General features: G+C 35.5%; 15 protein-coding genes. 8 read left to right on the top strand and 7 right to left on the bottom strand.

Features of this window, described 5'->3' with window-relative positions:
- Window positions 1-37: 37 nt before the first annotated feature.
- From OA86_RS00135 to OA86_RS00125, 3 genes are all read left to right on the top strand, one after another.
- Entirely contained in the window at window positions 38-1,312 is a 1,275-nt protein-coding gene (locus tag OA86_RS00135; RefSeq protein ID WP_039347051.1) for an aminotransferase class I/II-fold pyridoxal phosphate-dependent enzyme, read from the top strand.
- Between the two features lie 78 nt (window positions 1,313-1,390).
- Window positions 1,391-1,801, top strand: a complete 411-nt coding sequence (gene rnk, locus OA86_RS00130; RefSeq protein WP_052257310.1) for a nucleoside diphosphate kinase regulator — start codon at window positions 1,391-1,393, stop codon at window positions 1,799-1,801.
- Window positions 1,802-1,966: 165 nt separating this feature from the next.
- Complete coding sequence (locus tag OA86_RS00125) at window positions 1,967-4,162, top strand: B12-binding domain-containing radical SAM protein (RefSeq protein WP_039347048.1); 2,196 nt, start codon at window positions 1,967-1,969, stop codon at window positions 4,160-4,162.
- Window positions 4,163-4,254: 92 nt separating this feature from the next.
- On the opposite strand, the gene OA86_RS00120 is transcribed toward OA86_RS00125, so the two are convergent.
- The 4 genes from OA86_RS00120 to atpD form a co-directional block, all read right to left on the bottom strand.
- Window positions 4,255-6,903 carry an MGH1-like glycoside hydrolase domain-containing protein gene (locus tag OA86_RS00120; RefSeq protein ID WP_039347045.1) on the bottom strand — a complete coding sequence of 883 codons (2,649 nt, stop codon included), beginning with the start codon at window positions 6,901-6,903 and terminating at the stop codon, window positions 4,255-4,257.
- A 184-nt stretch (window positions 6,904-7,087) separates the two neighbouring features.
- Window positions 7,088-7,897: a glucose 1-dehydrogenase gene (locus OA86_RS00115; protein ID WP_039347043.1), complete on the bottom strand. Its 810-nt coding sequence runs from the start codon at window positions 7,895-7,897 to the stop codon at window positions 7,088-7,090.
- A gap of 236 nt (window positions 7,898-8,133) precedes the next feature.
- Window positions 8,134-8,415 carry a FoF1 ATP synthase subunit delta/epsilon gene (locus OA86_RS00110; RefSeq protein WP_039347040.1) on the bottom strand — a complete coding sequence of 94 codons (282 nt, stop codon included), beginning with the start codon at window positions 8,413-8,415 and terminating at the stop codon, window positions 8,134-8,136.
- Window positions 8,416-8,509: 94 nt separating this feature from the next.
- A complete protein-coding gene (gene atpD / locus OA86_RS00105) occupies window positions 8,510-10,018 on the bottom strand; it encodes a F0F1 ATP synthase subunit beta (RefSeq protein ID WP_039347037.1) in 1,509 nt (502 codons plus the stop codon).
- Between the two features lie 102 nt (window positions 10,019-10,120).
- On the opposite strand from atpD, the gene OA86_RS00100 reads away from it, so the two are divergent.
- The gene (locus OA86_RS00100; RefSeq protein WP_039348243.1) at window positions 10,121-11,041 is read left to right on the top strand and encodes a bifunctional riboflavin kinase/FAD synthetase; all 921 of its coding nucleotides are present in this window, start codon (window positions 10,121-10,123) and stop codon (window positions 11,039-11,041) included.
- Between the two features lie 253 nt (window positions 11,042-11,294).
- Here the strand turns inward: OA86_RS00100 and OA86_RS00095 are convergent, their stop codons facing one another.
- Window positions 11,295-11,648, bottom strand: a complete 354-nt coding sequence (locus OA86_RS00095) for an MmcQ/YjbR family DNA-binding protein (protein ID WP_039347034.1) — start codon at window positions 11,646-11,648, stop codon at window positions 11,295-11,297.
- Window positions 11,649-11,766: 118 nt separating this feature from the next.
- On the opposite strand from OA86_RS00095, the gene OA86_RS00090 reads away from it, so the two are divergent.
- Entirely contained in the window at window positions 11,767-12,423 is a 657-nt protein-coding gene (locus OA86_RS00090) for an NAD(P)H-binding protein (RefSeq protein ID WP_039347031.1), read from the top strand.
- Between the two features lie 147 nt (window positions 12,424-12,570).
- On the opposite strand, the gene frr is transcribed toward OA86_RS00090, so the two are convergent.
- Both frr and pyrH read right to left on the bottom strand, forming a co-directional pair.
- Entirely contained in the window at window positions 12,571-13,125 is a 555-nt protein-coding gene (gene frr / locus OA86_RS00085) for a ribosome recycling factor (protein ID WP_039347028.1), read from the bottom strand.
- Between the two features lie 50 nt (window positions 13,126-13,175).
- Entirely contained in the window at window positions 13,176-13,886 is a 711-nt protein-coding gene (pyrH, locus tag OA86_RS00080; protein ID WP_039347025.1) for a UMP kinase, read from the bottom strand.
- Between the two features lie 133 nt (window positions 13,887-14,019).
- Between pyrH and porQ the strand changes: the two genes are divergently transcribed.
- The 3 genes from porQ (at window position 14,020) to OA86_RS00065 (ending at window position 16,242) form a co-directional block, all read left to right on the top strand.
- Window positions 14,020-15,018, top strand: a complete 999-nt coding sequence (gene porQ, locus OA86_RS00075) for a type IX secretion system protein PorQ (protein WP_039347022.1) — start codon at window positions 14,020-14,022, stop codon at window positions 15,016-15,018.
- 60 nt (window positions 15,019-15,078) lie between these two features.
- A complete protein-coding gene (gene cmk / locus OA86_RS00070) occupies window positions 15,079-15,753 on the top strand; it encodes a (d)CMP kinase (protein ID WP_039347020.1) in 675 nt (224 codons plus the stop codon).
- A 102-nt stretch (window positions 15,754-15,855) separates the two neighbouring features.
- On the top strand, window positions 15,856-16,242 hold the full coding sequence (locus OA86_RS00065; protein ID WP_039347018.1) for a YtxH domain-containing protein: 387 nt from the start codon (window positions 15,856-15,858) through the stop codon (window positions 16,240-16,242).
- The last annotated feature ends 29 nt before the right edge of the window (window positions 16,243-16,271 follow it).

Raw genomic sequence — 16,271 nt, 5'->3', positions numbered from 1 at the left:
TTTTTTTTCATAAATTACAAAATAATAAGATAAAATAATGACAGACATTTTTGATCGTCTTCGGGGAAATCCAGGTCCATTGGGACAGTTCGCAGATTATGCAGAAGGATATTTTGTTTTCCCAAAGTTAGAAGGTCCTATTGGTCCTAGAATGAGGTTTCAAGGAAGAGAAGTTATATTTTGGAGTGCCAATGATTATTTAGGCCTTTGCAACCATCCGGAAGTTTTAGAAGCTGATGCAAAAGCAGCAGCGCAATACGGAATGTTTTATCCAATGGGAGCCAGAGCAATGTCTGGTGAAACAGAGGAGCACCAGCAACTGGAAAGAGAATTAGCAGAATTTGTAGATAAGGAAGCTGCATATCTTTTAAATTTTGGTTATCAAGGAATGGTTTCTACGATTGATGCATTAGTCGGAAGACATGATGTTATTGTTTACGATTCCGATTCACATGCTTGTATCGTTGATGGAGTGCGTTTGCACATGGGTAAAAGTTTTACCTACAAACACAATGATATTGAAAGTCTGGAAAAAAATCTTGTTCGCGCAACCAAAGTAGCTCAAGAACAGGGAGGCGGAATTTTAGTTGTTACTGAAGGAGTTTTCGGAATGCGTGGATTACAAGGAAAAATTAAAGAAATCTGCGACTTAAAATCTAAATATAGTTTCAGACTGTTAGTTGATGATGCTCATGGATTCGGGACTTTAGGAAAAACTGGAGCTGGTGTAGGTGAAGAACAAGATTGCCAAGATCAAATCGACGTTTACTTTTCTACATTTGCAAAATCAATGGCAGGTTTCGGAGCTTTTATTGCAGGAGATGCAGATATTATCCGAATTTTAAAATACAATCTCCGTTCGCAGATTTTCGCAAAATCTTTAACAATGCCAATGGTTATCGGAGGTTTAAAAAGACTGGATCTGTTAAGAACAAGACCTGAAATTAAAGCAAAATTGTGGGAGAACGTTCATAAATTACAAAACGGACTTGTCGAAAGAGGTTTTAACATCGGTGGTTCAAACACTTGTGTAACACCAGTGATGATGGAAGGTTCAACAGTTGAAGCTACTTTACTTTCCAGAGATCTGAGAGAGAATTTCGGAATATTTACTTCAGTGGTAATTTATCCCGTGATTCCAAAAGGAATGATTTTATTAAGATTGATACCAACTGCATCGCATACCGATTCTGAGATCAATGAAACACTTGCTGCATTTGAAGAAATTCAGAAAAAATTAGTTTCCGGATTTTATAAAGAGCAGGAAAAAAAATTATTGGAGGAAAAAAATCTTCAATTTAAAGACCGATAGTATTTTTCAAAAATTTATTTATATAAACCGTTTGAAAAATTCAGACGGTTTTTTAATACCCCAAACTAAAAACAAAATATGGAACAGATCATTATAACCAAACAAGATAGCACCAGAATTCATAATGTAATTCGCGATGCAAAACTAAATAATTCGATTAAAAAAGAAGATGCAGATAAATTGTTGGCAGAGTTGCACAGCGCGAAGATAGTTGCATCTGAAGATATTCCGAAAGATGTTGTAACCATGAACTCTATTGTTAAAATTCATTTTCAGAACAATAAAAACAGCGTTCAGTTTCAAATTGTTTATCCACATTTGGCGAATATTAAAGAAAATAAAATCTCCATTTTTTCCTCGGTTGCTTCCGCCTTGATCGGTTATCGTGTTCATGATGAGATCGACTGGTTAATCCCTTCCGGAATGACGAAAATTGTCATTGATGAAATTATTTACCAACCTGAAGCAGCAGGAGATTTCGATTTATAATTTTTAAAACACAAAAGTTTCAGAAGCTTTAAATTAATAATTACTGTTAAGACTATAAATATAAATCTGCTTCAAGCTCTTTTTACTTTTAATCATAATATTTCAGCATTCGTTTGTGACTTTTGTGGTTAAGTTATTTACAATAAATTTGCAAAAAGATTCCTATTGAAAGATCTCCTTCTCATCACTCCGCCTTTTACTCAGCTTAATACGCCTTATCCGGCAACGGCTTATATTAAAGGGTTTTTGAATACCAAAAATATTTCAAGTTATCAAATTGACCTTGGAATCGAAGTGATTTTGGCATTATTTTCAAAAAGCGGAATTGAAAAAGTCTTTTCAAAAAATATTGATTCACTAGAAACTTCTGATAATTCAAAGCGAATTTTTGCTTTAAGAGAGGAATATATCAAAACCATCGATCAGGTTATTCTTTTTCTACAAAATAAAAATCCAACTTTAGCAAGACAGATCTGCACCATGAATTTTTTGCCGGAAGCATCACGTTTTAATCAGCTCGATGATATGGAGTTTGCGTTCGGAAATATGGGTTTACAGGACAAAGCCAAACATCTTGCGACTTTATATTTAGAAGATATTTCAGATTATATTGTTGAAAATATTGATCCTGATTTCGGTTTTAGCCGTTATGCAGAAAAGATTGGCCAAAGCGCGAATTCCTTTGATGAATTGTATTCAAAGTTGAATGCTCCTCAAACTTTTACAGATGAATTTACCTTAAAAATTTTAAAGGAAAAATTAGATCTAATTCAGCCAAAACTGATTTGCTTTTCCGTTCCGTTTCCTGGAAATTTATATTCTGCATTTCGTTCTGCGCAATTTATAAAGTCAAATTATCCAAACCTTCGGATTGTGATGGGCGGCGGTTTTCCGAATACCGAATTGAGAGAATTGAAAGATGCAAGAGTTTTTGAATTCTTCGACTATATCACTTTAGATGATGGCGAATTACCTATTGAACTGGTTTATGAAAATGCGATCTCGAATTCAAATATTTCAGAAGGAGAATTTAAAAGAACTTTTATTTTAGAAAATCAGGAAGTAACTTATAAAAATAATACTTCCAAACCCGATTATAAGCAAGCTTTTATAGGAACTCCGGATTACAGCGATTTGCTTTTAGACCAATATATTTCGGTCATAGAAATTGCCAATCCGATGCACAGTTTATGGAGCGACGGAAGATGGAACAAATTGACAATGGCGCACGGTTGCTATTGGGGGAAATGTACTTTTTGCGATATTTCTTTAGATTACGTGAAAATGTATGAACCCATTTCTGCTAAGATTTTAGTAGATCGAATGGAAGAATTAATCGCACAAACTGGCGAAACAGGTTTTCATTTCGTAGACGAAGCTGCTCCACCAGCATTGATGCGGGAAGTTGCTTTAGAAATTTTGCGCAGAAATTTAGTCGTGACTTGGTGGACGAATATCAGATTTGAAAAAAGCTTCAGTAAAGATTTATGTTTCTTATTAAAGATCTCAGGTTTGGTCGCAGTTTCCGGCGGACTGGAAGTTGCAAGTGATCGTTTGCTCAAGTTAATTGATAAAGGCGTTTCTGTAGATCAGGTTGCGAAAGTAACTCGAAATTTCACCGAAGCCGGTGTTATGGTTCACTCCTATTTGATGTTTGGTTTTCCCACGCAAACCGTACAGGAAACGGTTGATTCTCTGGAAATGGTTCGGCAACTTTTTGAGATGGGAATTTTGCAAAGTGGTTTCTGGCATCAGTTTTCGATGACGGCGCATTCACCAATCGGAAAAAATCCTGATGAATTTGGAGTTCAACCACTTAAAAAAGAAATCTTATTCGCCAATAACGATATTGAATTTACAGATAGAACTGGGATTGATCACAGCAAATTTAGTTTTGGCTTAAAGAAATCATTAGTCAATTTTATGCACGGAATAAACTTTGACCTTCCTTTAAAAGATTGGTTTGATTTCAAAATTCCAAAAACGACGATTCATCCAGATTATATCCATGATTGCCTTTTGGAAGAAGAAAATTTTATTTTTAAAGCGAATTCAAAATTAGTTTTCCTGGATAAAAATCCTCAAACTGAAAATTTTGCAAAAAGAACAAAAGCCGGAACTTTTGACTTTACAAGACTTACCTTTCATCTCCGAACAAATATCGTAAAGCTCGAATTAGAAAGAGAAAAAGCAGATTGGTTGCTAAAAATCTTTAAGGAAAATTCCACAGAAAATCCAAAAAAAATCACGCTTCAACAGCTGAAAATTCAATTTGAAGAAATATTTGAAGATTTTGAATTATTTTGGTTTTCAAAACCAATTCAGCAATTAAAAGAAAACGGCGTTATTCTGAGTCTGTAGTTTACTTTCTATCACGACCGAATGATAGAATTGTAAATATTCCAATTTTGTTCTGCAAAAAAATTACAAAAAGAAGAAAATATTTAAAATTTTTATTTTACAGCTTGTGTCTCTGCAATCGCTGATGCTTTTTGCTCTAACCTAGGTTGTAGAATTTTTGTAATCAAACCTGTCCATCCTGTTTGATGTGAAGCTCCCACGCCTCTTCCATTATCGCCATGAAAATATTCGTAAAATAAAATATAATCTTTAAAATCGTCATCAGTTTGAAATCTTGGATATTGGCCGTTGACAGCGCGATTACCATTTTCATCTTTAAGAAAAATTTTGGAAAGTCGCTTCCCTAAAGAGGTTGCAATTTCATCAAGATTAGAATATTTTCCACTTCCTGTCGGATATTCGACCAAGAAATCTGGACTGTAGTAAAAGAAAAATCGCTGTAAACTTTCGATGATCAGAAAATTAATAGGAAACCAAATTGGTCCCCGCCAGTTGCTGTTACCACCGAATAATCCGCTATCACTTTCTGCAGGAGTATATTTCACCGAATAATCCATTCCATTCAACTGAATTTTAAAAGGATTTTCCTCATAAATTTTTGAAAGTGCACGAACACCGTAATCGCTCAGAAATTCTTTTTCGTCGAGCATTCTCGCCAGTAACCTTTTCAAACGGTGACCTCGGAGCAAACTTAATAAGTGTTTGGAATCCTGTCCTTTTACTTCCCAATGTGAAACTAAGCCTGCAAGTTCCTTTTTGTTCTTCAATACCCAATCCATTCTGGCTTTGAAAACCGGAAGTTTCTGTAGAATTTCATCTTCAATTACTTCCACCGCAAACATTGGAATAAGTCCCACAATTGTTCTTAAACGCAGAAACATATTTTCGCCACTATTGGTCGTGATCGCATCATAGAAAAATTCATCCTGATCGTCCCAAAGAGAGAAAGCATCATCTCCCATATTGTCTAATGCATTGGCAATATAAAGGAAATGCTCAAAAAATTTCGTTGCCATTTCTTCGTAGATGTTGTTGTATTGCGCCAATTCTATTGCAATTCTCATCATGTTCAAAGAATACATCGCCATCCAGCTGGTTCCATCTGCCTGTTCCAAACTTTCGCCATTTGGCAGGGTATCACTGCGGTCAAAAACTCCAATATTATCTAAACCCAAAAATCCACCTTCGAAAATATTATTTCCGTTGACATCTTTTTTATTCACCCACCACGTAAAATTCATGAGTAATTTTTGAAAGACAGATTCTAAAAACTTTAGATCTGGCGTTCCTTTCATCTTTTCATCAATCTTAAAAACCCGAAAAACGGCCCACGCATGAACGGGCGGATTTACATCAGAGAAATCCCATTCGTAAGCAGGAAGTTGACCATTCGGATGCATATACCAGTCGAGGGTAAATAGTTTCAGTTGCTCTTTTGCAAAATCGGGATCGATCAAAGAAAAACTGATACAGTGAAAAGCCGAATCCCAAGTTGCGTACCACGGATATTCCCATTTATCGGGCATAGAAATGATATCAAAATTATCAAGATGTTTCCAGTCATAATTCCGGATCTTATCCCGGGACTTCGGTGGAACTGGTTCGGACGGATCGCCTTTTAACCACTTAAAAATATTATAATGATAGAATTGCTTATTCCATAACATTCCGGCAAACGCTTGTCTTTGCACAAGTTTTTCGTCGTCTACTGTAATTCCCTTCTGAATATCTGCATAAAAATCATCTGCTTCCTTTTTCCGAAGATCAAAAAAATGATCGAAATCTTCAAAAGGTTTTTCTAAATCGTGATCACTTATTCTAAATTCGAACGTTTTGGAAGATTTTGCGGCAATCACTTCATCAATTAAAAAGGATGCTTTGGTGCCAAAATTCTCGGGATTAATGCACTGTTGCTTTCCATTTAGTACAAAATTATTAATTCCGTCTTTATGAAAGGGTTCTGAATTTGGGGAATTGTAAAGTCGCAGATTATTGCTTTCATTATCGCAAAAAATGGCACTCGATTTTTCCTTCGCGTAAAAATTTTTAAATGCAACTTCCTTATGATTGATGTTGATGCAATTTTCAACCGTTGAACATAATTTTGGTTTATAATTTTGATATCCCCAACTCCATGTATTTCTGAACCAAACCGTGGGTAAAATTACGAGCGGCGCTTCATTCTCAGATTTATTAGTTACTGAAATTTTGACGAGAATATCCGTTGGAGAAACTTTCGCATACACAATAAAAACATCGAAATATTCATTATTATCAAAAATCCCTGTATCGATAAGTTCATATTCAGGATCCAGCTTTCCTCTTTCTGTATTTTTCTGAATTAGATCGTCGTAAGGAAAAGCATTCTGAGGATATTTATAGAGCATCTTCATGTAAGAATGCGTGGGAGTATTGTCTAAATAATAGAAATATTCCTTCACATCTTCGCCATGATTTCCCTGAGCATTGGTGAGTCCGAAAAATCGCTCTTTCAACATTTTATCTTTCTTGTTCCAAAGACCTAAAGAAAAAACCATCAACTGGGTATCGTCGCAAATTCCACAAATTCCTTCTTCACCCCATCGGTAAGTTTTTGCTTCTGCGGTGTCGTGATTGGTATAATTCCAGGCGTCGCCATCTGCACTATAGTCTTCGCGAACCAAACCCCATTCTCGATTACTGACGTAAGGTCCCCATTTTTTCCAGGCTACATCGCTCAGTCTTTTACTTTCTTCAGTCATGTTTTTTGTTTGTGAATGGTGAATGGTGAATTATGAATGGTGAATTTTATAAATATTTTTATGAAAATATAATAGATCTTCTTGGCTAGAAACTGCGCCCCGACTTGAACGGAGCTCTTTTTGTGACGAGGTACGAGGAGCAAAAAAGCGGGAGTGGAAGGCGGAAATTGGCGCCCAAAAAAAATTATCCTCCAGTTGAAAAACTTTCAAAAGTCGTCATTCCGCCGTCGATAAAAATACTCGCTCCTGTAATATAATCTGAAAAATCGCTTGCTAAAAATACGGCAAGATTTCCGATATCTTCAGGTTGCCCAATTCTGTTGTATGGAATTAAAGTCAACAAAGAATTCAATGCTTCCGGCGTGTCCCACGCGCTTTTATTGATGGGCGTTTGTATTGCACCGGGACAAATTGAATTTACGCGAATTTTTTCGGCACCATATTCCTGAGCTAAAGTTTGCATTAGCATTCGAATTGCACCTTTACTGGAAGCATAATTCGCGTGTTTTGACCACGGAATAATTTCATGAACGGAAGAAATATTAATGATTTTTCCACACGCTACAGATTTGGAAGAATCAATTCCACGGCGCAGAAATTCTTTTATCGCTTCTCTTGCACAAAGAAATTGTCCCGTTAAGTTGACGCCAATAACTGCATTCCATTGATCGATCGTCATTTCGGTGAACGGAGAATCTTTTTGAATTCCGGCATTATTGACTAGAATATCTACGGTTCCCAATTGGGAAACAACGTCCTGAAACATATTGATGACTTGGTCTTCTTTGGAAACATCGCATTGATAAACAATTCCTTTTCCGCCCTCGTCGGTAATTTCTTTTAAAACTGCTTTTGCCTGATCTAATGCACCTTCATAAGGATAATTAATAACGACCGTTGCACCAGATTCTGACATTGATTTTGCAATTCCGGCTCCGATTCCGCTGGAGGAGCCTGTAATAATAGCAACTTGGTTTTTTAAAGAAATTTCCATTCTAAATTGATTTGATTGTTTTGAAAATTAATGTTTTATTGAACTCCCGACGATTTAACCGTTCAAGAATAAAAGAATTACTATCAAATTTAAGGAAATCAAAAGTTTTAAAATGAGATTTGTATGTTAAATAAAACACAATATCATCAATACTGCAAAGATATTTTAATGGTAATTCTATAAAAAAAATCCCGCCTTCAAAACGAAGACGGGATTTTAGATGATTTTCAAAGTGTTTATTCTGCGAGAATAATTCCTTTGTTATTGTTGAATTCGATGACACCACTTTTCACCACGAAAGAAAATACACTTTCCTTTTCATTTTCTCTGGTGAAATGCATTGCAGAGCTCTCATCAATTTGATTGGTAAAAATTCTAACTTTTCCACCGATTAATGAAGCTACAATTGCAGCGTGATCTTTCATGATATGAAAATCACCGTTTTTTCCGGGAAGTAAAACAGAACTCACTTCGCCTTCAAAAACTACAAATTCCGGGGTTAATATCTTTATATTCATTTTATTTTAAGATAAGAGATGATAGATGGATAGATAATAGATTACACTTTTAAAAAGTCTTTTAGTCTATGGTCTATTCGTCTTTAATCTAAATTTATGCGTTTTCCGCTAACATTTTTTGTCCAGCTTCGATCGCTTCTTCAATTGTACCTTTCAAGTTGAAAGCTGCTTCTGGTAAGTGATCTAATTCACCATCGATGATCATATTAAATCCTTTGATAGTATCTTTAATATCAACCAATACTCCTTTCAATCCTGTAAACTGTTCTGCAACGTGGAAAGGTTGAGAAAGGAAACGCTGTACTTTTCTAGCACGGTAAACCGCTGATTTATCTTCTTCAGAAAGTTCTTCCATCCCAAGAATCGCGATGATATCCTGTAATGCTTTATATTTCTGTAGAATTTCTTTTACCCTTTGCGCACAGTCGTAATGTTCAGCTCCTAAGATCTCAGGAGTCAAAATTCTTGAAGTTGAAGCCAAAGGATCAACCGCAGGATAAATTCCTAATGAAGCAATTTTTCTATCCAAAACCGTAGTTGCATCTAAGTGAGCAAAAGTAGTTGCTGGAGCTGGATCCGTTAAATCATCCGCAGGAACGTAAATCGCCTGAACTGAAGTAATTGAACCATTTTTAGTTGAAGTAATACGTTCTTGCATCGCACCCATTTCTGAAGCCAAAGTAGGTTGGTAACCTACTGCAGATGGCATTCTTCCTAAAAGTGCAGATACTTCTGAACCTGCCTGTGTAAAACGGAAAATGTTATCAACGAAGAACAAAACGTCTCTTCCCTGTCCTTGTCCGTCACCATCTCTAAAATATTCAGCGATCGTTAAACCAGACAAAGCAACTCTTGCTCTTGCTCCAGGTGGCTCATTCATTTGACCGAAAACGAAAGTACATTTAGAGTCTTTCATTTGTTCCAGATCAATTTTTGATAAATCCCATCCTCCATTTTCCATAGAGTGCATGAATTCATCACCATATTTAATAATGCCTGATTCAAGCATCTCTCGCAAAAGGTCATTTCCTTCTCTCGTTCTTTCACCAACACCGGCAAAAACTGAAAGTCCACCGTGTCCTTTTGCAATATTATTAATTAATTCCTGGATCAGTACTGTTTTACCAACGCCTGCACCACCGAACAAACCAATTTTACCACCTTTAGAATAAGGCTCTACCAAATCGATTACTTTAATACCAGTAAAAAGAACTTCAGCAGAAGTAGATAATTGATCAAATTTAGGCGCTTCTCTGTGAATTGGTAAACCATTTTCTTTAGAAACTTGTTGAATTCCGTCAATCGCGTCACCAACTACATTAAACAAACGACCATAAACTTCGTCGCCGATTGGCATTGTAATTTGTCTTCCTTGAGAAATTACTTCCTGACCTCTTTGAAGACCATCTGTTGCATCCATTGCGATACATCTTACAGAATCTTCACCAATATGTTGTTCTACTTCGAGAATTACTTTGTTACCGTCGGTTTTTGTAATTTCCAATGCATCATAAATGCTTGGAAGTTCTGCAGCATCTGCAAAATGTACATCGATTACAGGACCGATAATTTGAGAAATTTTTCCTTTAATTTGGTTTGCCATTGCTAAATTTTTACGTGTTTGCAAATATAATGAAAGTTCCCTAATCTGCAATTGGTTCAAAAGAAGATTTTTATCATATTTGCACGATCAAAATTTCCTCTTTTGAAAATCATCAAAAATCTTCAAGATTACCACCAAAAAACTCCTTTGGCTCTTTCCATCGGAATGTTTGATGGCGTTCATATCGGTCATCAATTCATTGTAAATCAGCTTAATAGCATTTCGCGAAAAAGTAATCTTGAATCTGCGTTACTCACTTTTTGGCCACACCCGAGAACTATTTTTAGTCCGGATGATGATTTGAAATTACTGAATACCATTGAAGAAAAAACCTATTTTATTGCAAAACATAACGTAAAGCATTTATTTCTGAAAGAATTTGATCCCGATTTTCGCAACCTAAGTGGTGAAGAATTCGTAAAACAGATTTTAGTTAAGAAATTAAATGTGAAATATTTGATCATTGGTCACGACCATACCTTTGGAAAAGATAAAAGCGGTGACTTTGCATTATTAGAAAAAATGGCGCCGGAATTTGGTTTTGAAGTACAACAAGTTGAAGCCGTTGATTTTCAGGAAAAACACATTAGTTCTACGCAAATAAGAAATGCTTTGGTTTCCGGAAATGTAAAAGAAGCCAACGAAATGTTGGGGTACGTTTATTCAGTTTCAGGAAAGGTTGTGCATGGTAAAAAAATCGGCAGAACTATTGGTTATCCGACTGCGAATATTGCCGTTAATTCCATGAAACTTCTGCCTAAAAAAGGAGCATATATTGTCGATGTCTTTGTAAAAGATCAAAATTTGAAAGGAATGCTGAGTATTGGTACGAATCCTACGGTTTTGGGAAATGAACTTTCTGTGGAGGTCTATATTTTATATTTTGATGAAGATATTTATGACGAAGAGATTTCTGTCAACTTTCGTGAATTTTTGCACGACGAAATCAAGTTTGAAAATCTGGAAAAACTGATTGAGAGGTTGGATGAAGATAAAATTCGAACTGAAAATTTTAACTTTTAAAGTTTTCTAGACCACAAAAGACACAAAAGTTTTACTGAATAGGATTCTTTATAGAGTGCACAAAACTGGATATATTTCAAAAGGAAAGATTAATGAGTCTAAATGAAAAAATCTTTAGATTTTTCTTAATAAATGATCATCATTAAATCTTAATTTCTTAATGGTAAAAATTCAAGTTTTTTTCTCGCTGATCCTGCAGATTTTTAATGATATTATTTTTTAAAGAAGAAATCTAATTTTTGACATTCCCTTTTTAAGAATTTAAAAATTGTTCCCTTATTTTTTTAGGTAAAGACGCCACGATCAAATCATAGGATTGATCGATCATTTTAAAAATTAAATCTTTTTTCAAACCTTCACACAGAACCGAATTCCAATGCGTTTTATTCATGTGATAAGCGCCTTCGATTTGAAAATGCTTCTCGCGAAGTTCAGCGCTCCATTCCGGATCGGTTTTTACCGCAATGCTCAAAGGTTGTTTTTCCAAAGGCATTAGTAAAAACATTTTACCACCAACTTTTAAAACCAAAGTATCTGGATTAAAAGGAAAAGTTTCTTCTACTCCATTTTTCGCAAGACAGTAATCGAGAATTTCGTTGGCGTCCATAATATATGAGTAATTAGAAATGGGTAATAAGTAATCGTTTCACTCTCAGACAAATTTAGTAATTTTATACAGTAAAAGTTATTGCTCATTATTAATTACTCATTGCTCATTAAAACTTATGAAAGCACTTGTTATCGGCGCAACTGGCGCAACGGGAAAAGATCTGGTCAATCAATTACTAAATGATTCACATTATAAAGAAGTTGATGTTTTCGTGAGAAAACCTTTAAGTATAGAAAATCCGAAATTGAAAACACATATCGTCGATTTTGAAAAACCTGACGAATGGAAAGATCTGGTAAAAGGTGATGTCGCTTTTTCGTGTCTCGGAACCACTTTAAAAAATGCCGGAAGTAAAGAAGCGCAGCGAAAAGTAGATTATGAGTATCAGTATAATTTTGCGAAAACTGCGAAAGAAAACAACGTCGAAGATTATATTTTAGTTTCCTCCTATGGCGCTGATCCGAAATCGAAAATTTTCTATTCCAAAATGAAAGGTGATCTGGAGAAAAGCGTAAAAGATCTCCACTTCAATAAAATTACCATATTTCAACCCGGAATGCTCGAACGAAAAGACACCGAAAGAACGGGCGAAGTTCTGGGCGGGAAAATAATTAAATTCGCTAATAAACTGGGAATGTTTAAAGATCAAAAACCTTTACCAACAGCAATTTTAGCTAAAGCGATGATCAATTCTTCTAAAATAAAATCAAACAGTTATTCTAAAATAAAATTAGGAAGTATTTTCAGTTTTGCAGAGAAAGGTAAGCTGTGACAAAATAATATTTGCTGATCAGTAGCTTTTAACCACAAAAGGCACAAAAATTTTTTACCATTTTAAAATGATGATGGTAAAAAGTTCACAAAATTAAAGCCGTTTCAATTTTTTTTGAAACGGCTTTTTTATAGTTTAAATATGAAATTAAACTTTCATAATTTCTGCTTCTTTCGTTTTCAAATGATCATCGCAAATTTTCACGAATTTATCAGTCAAAACCTGAATTTTAGATTCTTCGTCCTTAACTAGATCTTCAGAAACACCATCTAATTTTCTCAGATCTTTCATTCCTTCCTGTCTTGCATTTCGGATGGTAATTTTAGTGGCATCTGACTCGCCTTTTGCATTTTTCGCTAACTGAATACGTCTTTCCTCCGTTAATGGTGGAACATTCAACGTAATATTTTCTCCGTTGTTCATCGGAGCAAATCCTAAATTTGAATTGACAATTGCTTTTTCAATCGCTCCAATCGCAGTTTTATCCCACGGTTGAATAGAAATCGTCATCGCATCTGGAATCATTACGTTTGCAACCTGACTCAACGGAGTTGGCGCGCCGTAATATTCTACCATCACGTCCTGAACCATCGTCGTAGAAGCACGACCGGCTCTGATTTTCTGAAAAGCATGGTCCAAATGTTTGATAGCAGCATCCATTTCCTGCTTAACCATCTCTGTGATCATTTCTAAATCTCCCATAAATTTTTTGTTTCTAGTTTAAGGTATTTCCTTTTTATCTGCTTTTTTTACTAAGATATGTTGACTAAAGTTCCAATATTTTCTCCCTGTACGATTTTCAAAAGATTCCCTTCTTTATTCATATCAAAGACAATAATAGGCAATTTATTTTCGTGGCTCAAAGTAAATGCGGTCATGTCCATCACTTTCAAACCTTTTTCGAAAACTTCTTCGAAAGTTAAAGAATTATATTTTACTGCATCTGCATTTTTTTCTGGATCTGAATCATAAATTCCATCCACTCTGGTTCCTTTTAATATTACATCTGCACCAATTTCGATGGCTCTTAAAGTTGCAGCGGTATCGGTCGTAAAATAAGGATTTCCTGTTCCTGCACCAAAAATTACCACTCTTCCTTTTTCTAAATGTCTTGTTGCTTTTCTTTTGATAAATGGTTCTGCCACTTTATCCATTTCGATTGCAGACTGAAGTCTTGTATGAATTCCTGCATCTTCCAAAGCGCCCTGTAGAGCCATTCCGTTGATCACGGTTGCCAACATTCCCATATAATCACCCTGAACTCTATCCATTCCTTTTGCAGCGCCTGCTAATCCGCGGAAAATATTTCCACCACCGATGACAATGGCAACTTCGCAATGAATATCTACCAGTTTGCGTATTTCGGCAGCATATTCCTTCAAACGGTCATTGTCAATTCCGTAAGATCGGTTTCCCATCAAAGCTTCACCGCTTAGTTTAAGAAGAATTCTTTTGTATTTCATTTTTTACTTTATTACTTTTTTTGCTCTGCAAATATAAGGAAACCCAAATAATTTCGTTAATAGATTTATATTTACAGAGAAATATTTTCAAAAATTATATAAAAGAATTATTTTTGCCCTAATAAACACCAATTTGAAAAAATCTACCTTCCTTTCTTTTCTATTTTTATCTGTGATTTTGTTTGCCCAGGAAGGGACAAACGTTTACCCATTTCTAAATATTCCCGTGTCGGCAAGACAGGCTGCTTTAGGTGGTGACGCAGTTTCCGTTAGAGATTACGACGTAAGTTTTGCAGGTGTGAATCCGGGATTAATGAATCTGGACCAGGATCAAATGATCGCTTTAAATTTTGCCTCTTATCTCGCCGACTCCAAATATGGAACCATCACTTTTGTAAAAAACTTGGGTGAAGCGCATCTAGTTTCCTTTAATGCGAGATATATGGATTATGGAAGAATGCCGAGAACAGACGAAAGTGCAACAATCGATGGTGAATTTGGTGCGATGGACGCTTCTGTCGGAGTTGGTTATGCGTATCAATTTGATGAAAACTGGACGATTGCAGGCGGAACAAATTTCGTTACCTCAAGAATTGATAATTACACCTCAATGGCAGTCGTCGGAACTGCAGGAGTCACCTATCATAACACACAATCTAAAGAAACTTTGGCATTGGTATTCCGTAATTTTGGGTATCAGTTCAAACCTTTTAATGGAGTTCGAGAAGATGTCGCATTTCGGGTCGATTTGGGTTATACCAAAATTTTAGATGATTTTCCAGTGGCATTAACGATCACTGCACATGATTTGCAAAAATTAAATATTTCTCAGGATTTTAATAATAATGGTCAGGAAGTAAACTTTGGAAGAAAAGTTGCGGATCATTTTTCGCTTGGAGCAGAACTTTTTCCAGAGCAGAATTTTAATATCAGATTTGGTTATAATGTAAAGCGTGGTAATGAACTTGCGGTTTTAGATCAACGAAGTTTTGCTGGACTTTCTGCGGGATTTGGAATTAAAATTTCTTCTTTCCGTTTTGATTATGCCCATATTCGGTATCACAATTCTTCGAACGTTAATATGTTCGGATTGACTTTAGATTTAATTGAAGTGAGTGGAAATAGAAGATAATTCTTTCCACAGAACATCAATTAATTTGCCCTCTCCAAAAAAAATCAGGAAATTAGCGCTATGAGAAAACCCGTAATCGCTATCGACGGCTATTCATCCACTGGAAAAAGTTCGATTTCCAAAATAATCGCGCAAGAACTTGGTCTTGTTCACATGGACACTGGTGCCCTTTACAGGGGAATTACTTATTTCGCCCTTCAAAATTGTTTGAATAGAGACGGTGAAATTAATTTACCGGAATTATTTAGCAGGTTGAATGAAATCCAGCTAGAATTTAAACCTATTGATAAAGAACTTGTGATGTTTCTTAATGGAAAAGACATCTCTCAGCAAATCAGAAGCAATGAAGTCGCAGCGAACGTAAGCTTGATTGCCTGTCAAAAAGAAGTACGAGATTTTCTTTTAGAAACGCAACGGGAAATTGCAAAAAAAGGCGGTGTTATATTAGACGGTCGCGACATAGGAACCGTAGTGCTGCCAAATGCAGATTACAAATTTTTTCTTACCGCAAGTGTGGAAGAGCGAACCAGAAGAAGATTCGTGGAGTTGCAATCTTTAGGAATTGAAACGGACGAAATGTCAGTAATGCACAATTTGACCAGTCGTGACAAAACAGACAGCGAGCGAGAAGTTGCACCACTTCGAAAGGCAGATGACGCCATCTTAATTGACAATACGCATTTGTCTAAGAAAGAAACAATTGCTCTTATAATCTCACACCTTCATGACATTTAACATATTTTAAGAAATCGAATGGCAACAATGGTATATTAATTGTAACTTTATAAGAGATTGAAATCATCAATTATATTTATTAACTATTAAAAATTAACTAAGATGTCAAAAAAAGGTAATAACAATGTAGCAGGAGTATTAGCTGGTTTGCTTGCAGGTGCTGCAGCAGGTGTAGTATTAGGAATGCTTTACGCGCCGGAAGAAGGAACTGAAACAAGAAAAAAAATCAAAACTAAAGCGAGCGACTTGAAAGATCAGGCAGTTGATCAGTACGGAAAAGTTTCTGAGAAAGCAAAAGAGCAATATCAAGATGTTTCTAACAAAGTGAAAGATCAGTATGGTAACATTTCTTCTCAGTTCAAGGAAACTGCTGACAAAGTAGTAACTTCTGTGAAAGACGGTTATGACAAATACAAAGATCAGGCGATCGCAAAAACTACTGAAGTAGTGAAAGACGTTGAAAACGAATTAGACGGATTGAAATCTTAAATTAATTTCCGTTTTATTCTCTTAATAAA

This window comes from Kaistella jeonii (assembly GCF_000812865.1).
Lineage (GTDB): Bacteria > Bacteroidota > Bacteroidia > Flavobacteriales > Weeksellaceae > Kaistella > Kaistella jeonii.
The sequence above is the reverse complement of the archived record's forward strand: the minus strand, read 5'-3'. Positions and strand labels throughout refer to the sequence as shown.

Bases quoted from the DNA above. Each gene is read 5' to 3' on its own strand.
- OA86_RS00135 (WP_039347051.1), top strand. From the start codon at position 38: ATGACAGACATTTTTGATCGTCTTCGGGGAAATCCAGGTCCATTGGGA.
- rnk (WP_052257310.1), top strand. From the start codon at position 1,391: ATGGAACAGATCATTATAACCAAACAAGATAGCACCAGAATTCATAAT.
- OA86_RS00120 (WP_039347045.1), bottom strand. From the start codon at position 6,903: ATGACTGAAGAAAGTAAAAGACTGAGCGATGTAGCCTGGAAAAAATGG.
- OA86_RS00115 (WP_039347043.1), bottom strand. From the start codon at position 7,897: ATGGAAATTTCTTTAAAAAACCAAGTTGCTATTATTACAGGCTCCTCC.
- OA86_RS00110 (WP_039347040.1), bottom strand. From the start codon at position 8,415: ATGAATATAAAGATATTAACCCCGGAATTTGTAGTTTTTGAAGGCGAA.
- atpD (WP_039347037.1), bottom strand. From the start codon at position 10,018: ATGGCAAACCAAATTAAAGGAAAAATTTCTCAAATTATCGGTCCTGTA.
- OA86_RS00095 (WP_039347034.1), bottom strand. From the start codon at position 11,648: ATGGACGCCAACGAAATTCTCGATTACTGTCTTGCGAAAAATGGAGTA.
- OA86_RS00090 (WP_039347031.1), top strand. From the start codon at position 11,767: ATGAAAGCACTTGTTATCGGCGCAACTGGCGCAACGGGAAAAGATCTG.
- frr (WP_039347028.1), bottom strand. From the start codon at position 13,125: ATGGGAGATTTAGAAATGATCACAGAGATGGTTAAGCAGGAAATGGAT.
- pyrH (WP_039347025.1), bottom strand. From the start codon at position 13,886: ATGAAATACAAAAGAATTCTTCTTAAACTAAGCGGTGAAGCTTTGATG.
- cmk (WP_039347020.1), top strand. From the start codon at position 15,079: ATGAGAAAACCCGTAATCGCTATCGACGGCTATTCATCCACTGGAAAA.
- OA86_RS00065 (WP_039347018.1), top strand. From the start codon at position 15,856: ATGTCAAAAAAAGGTAATAACAATGTAGCAGGAGTATTAGCTGGTTTG.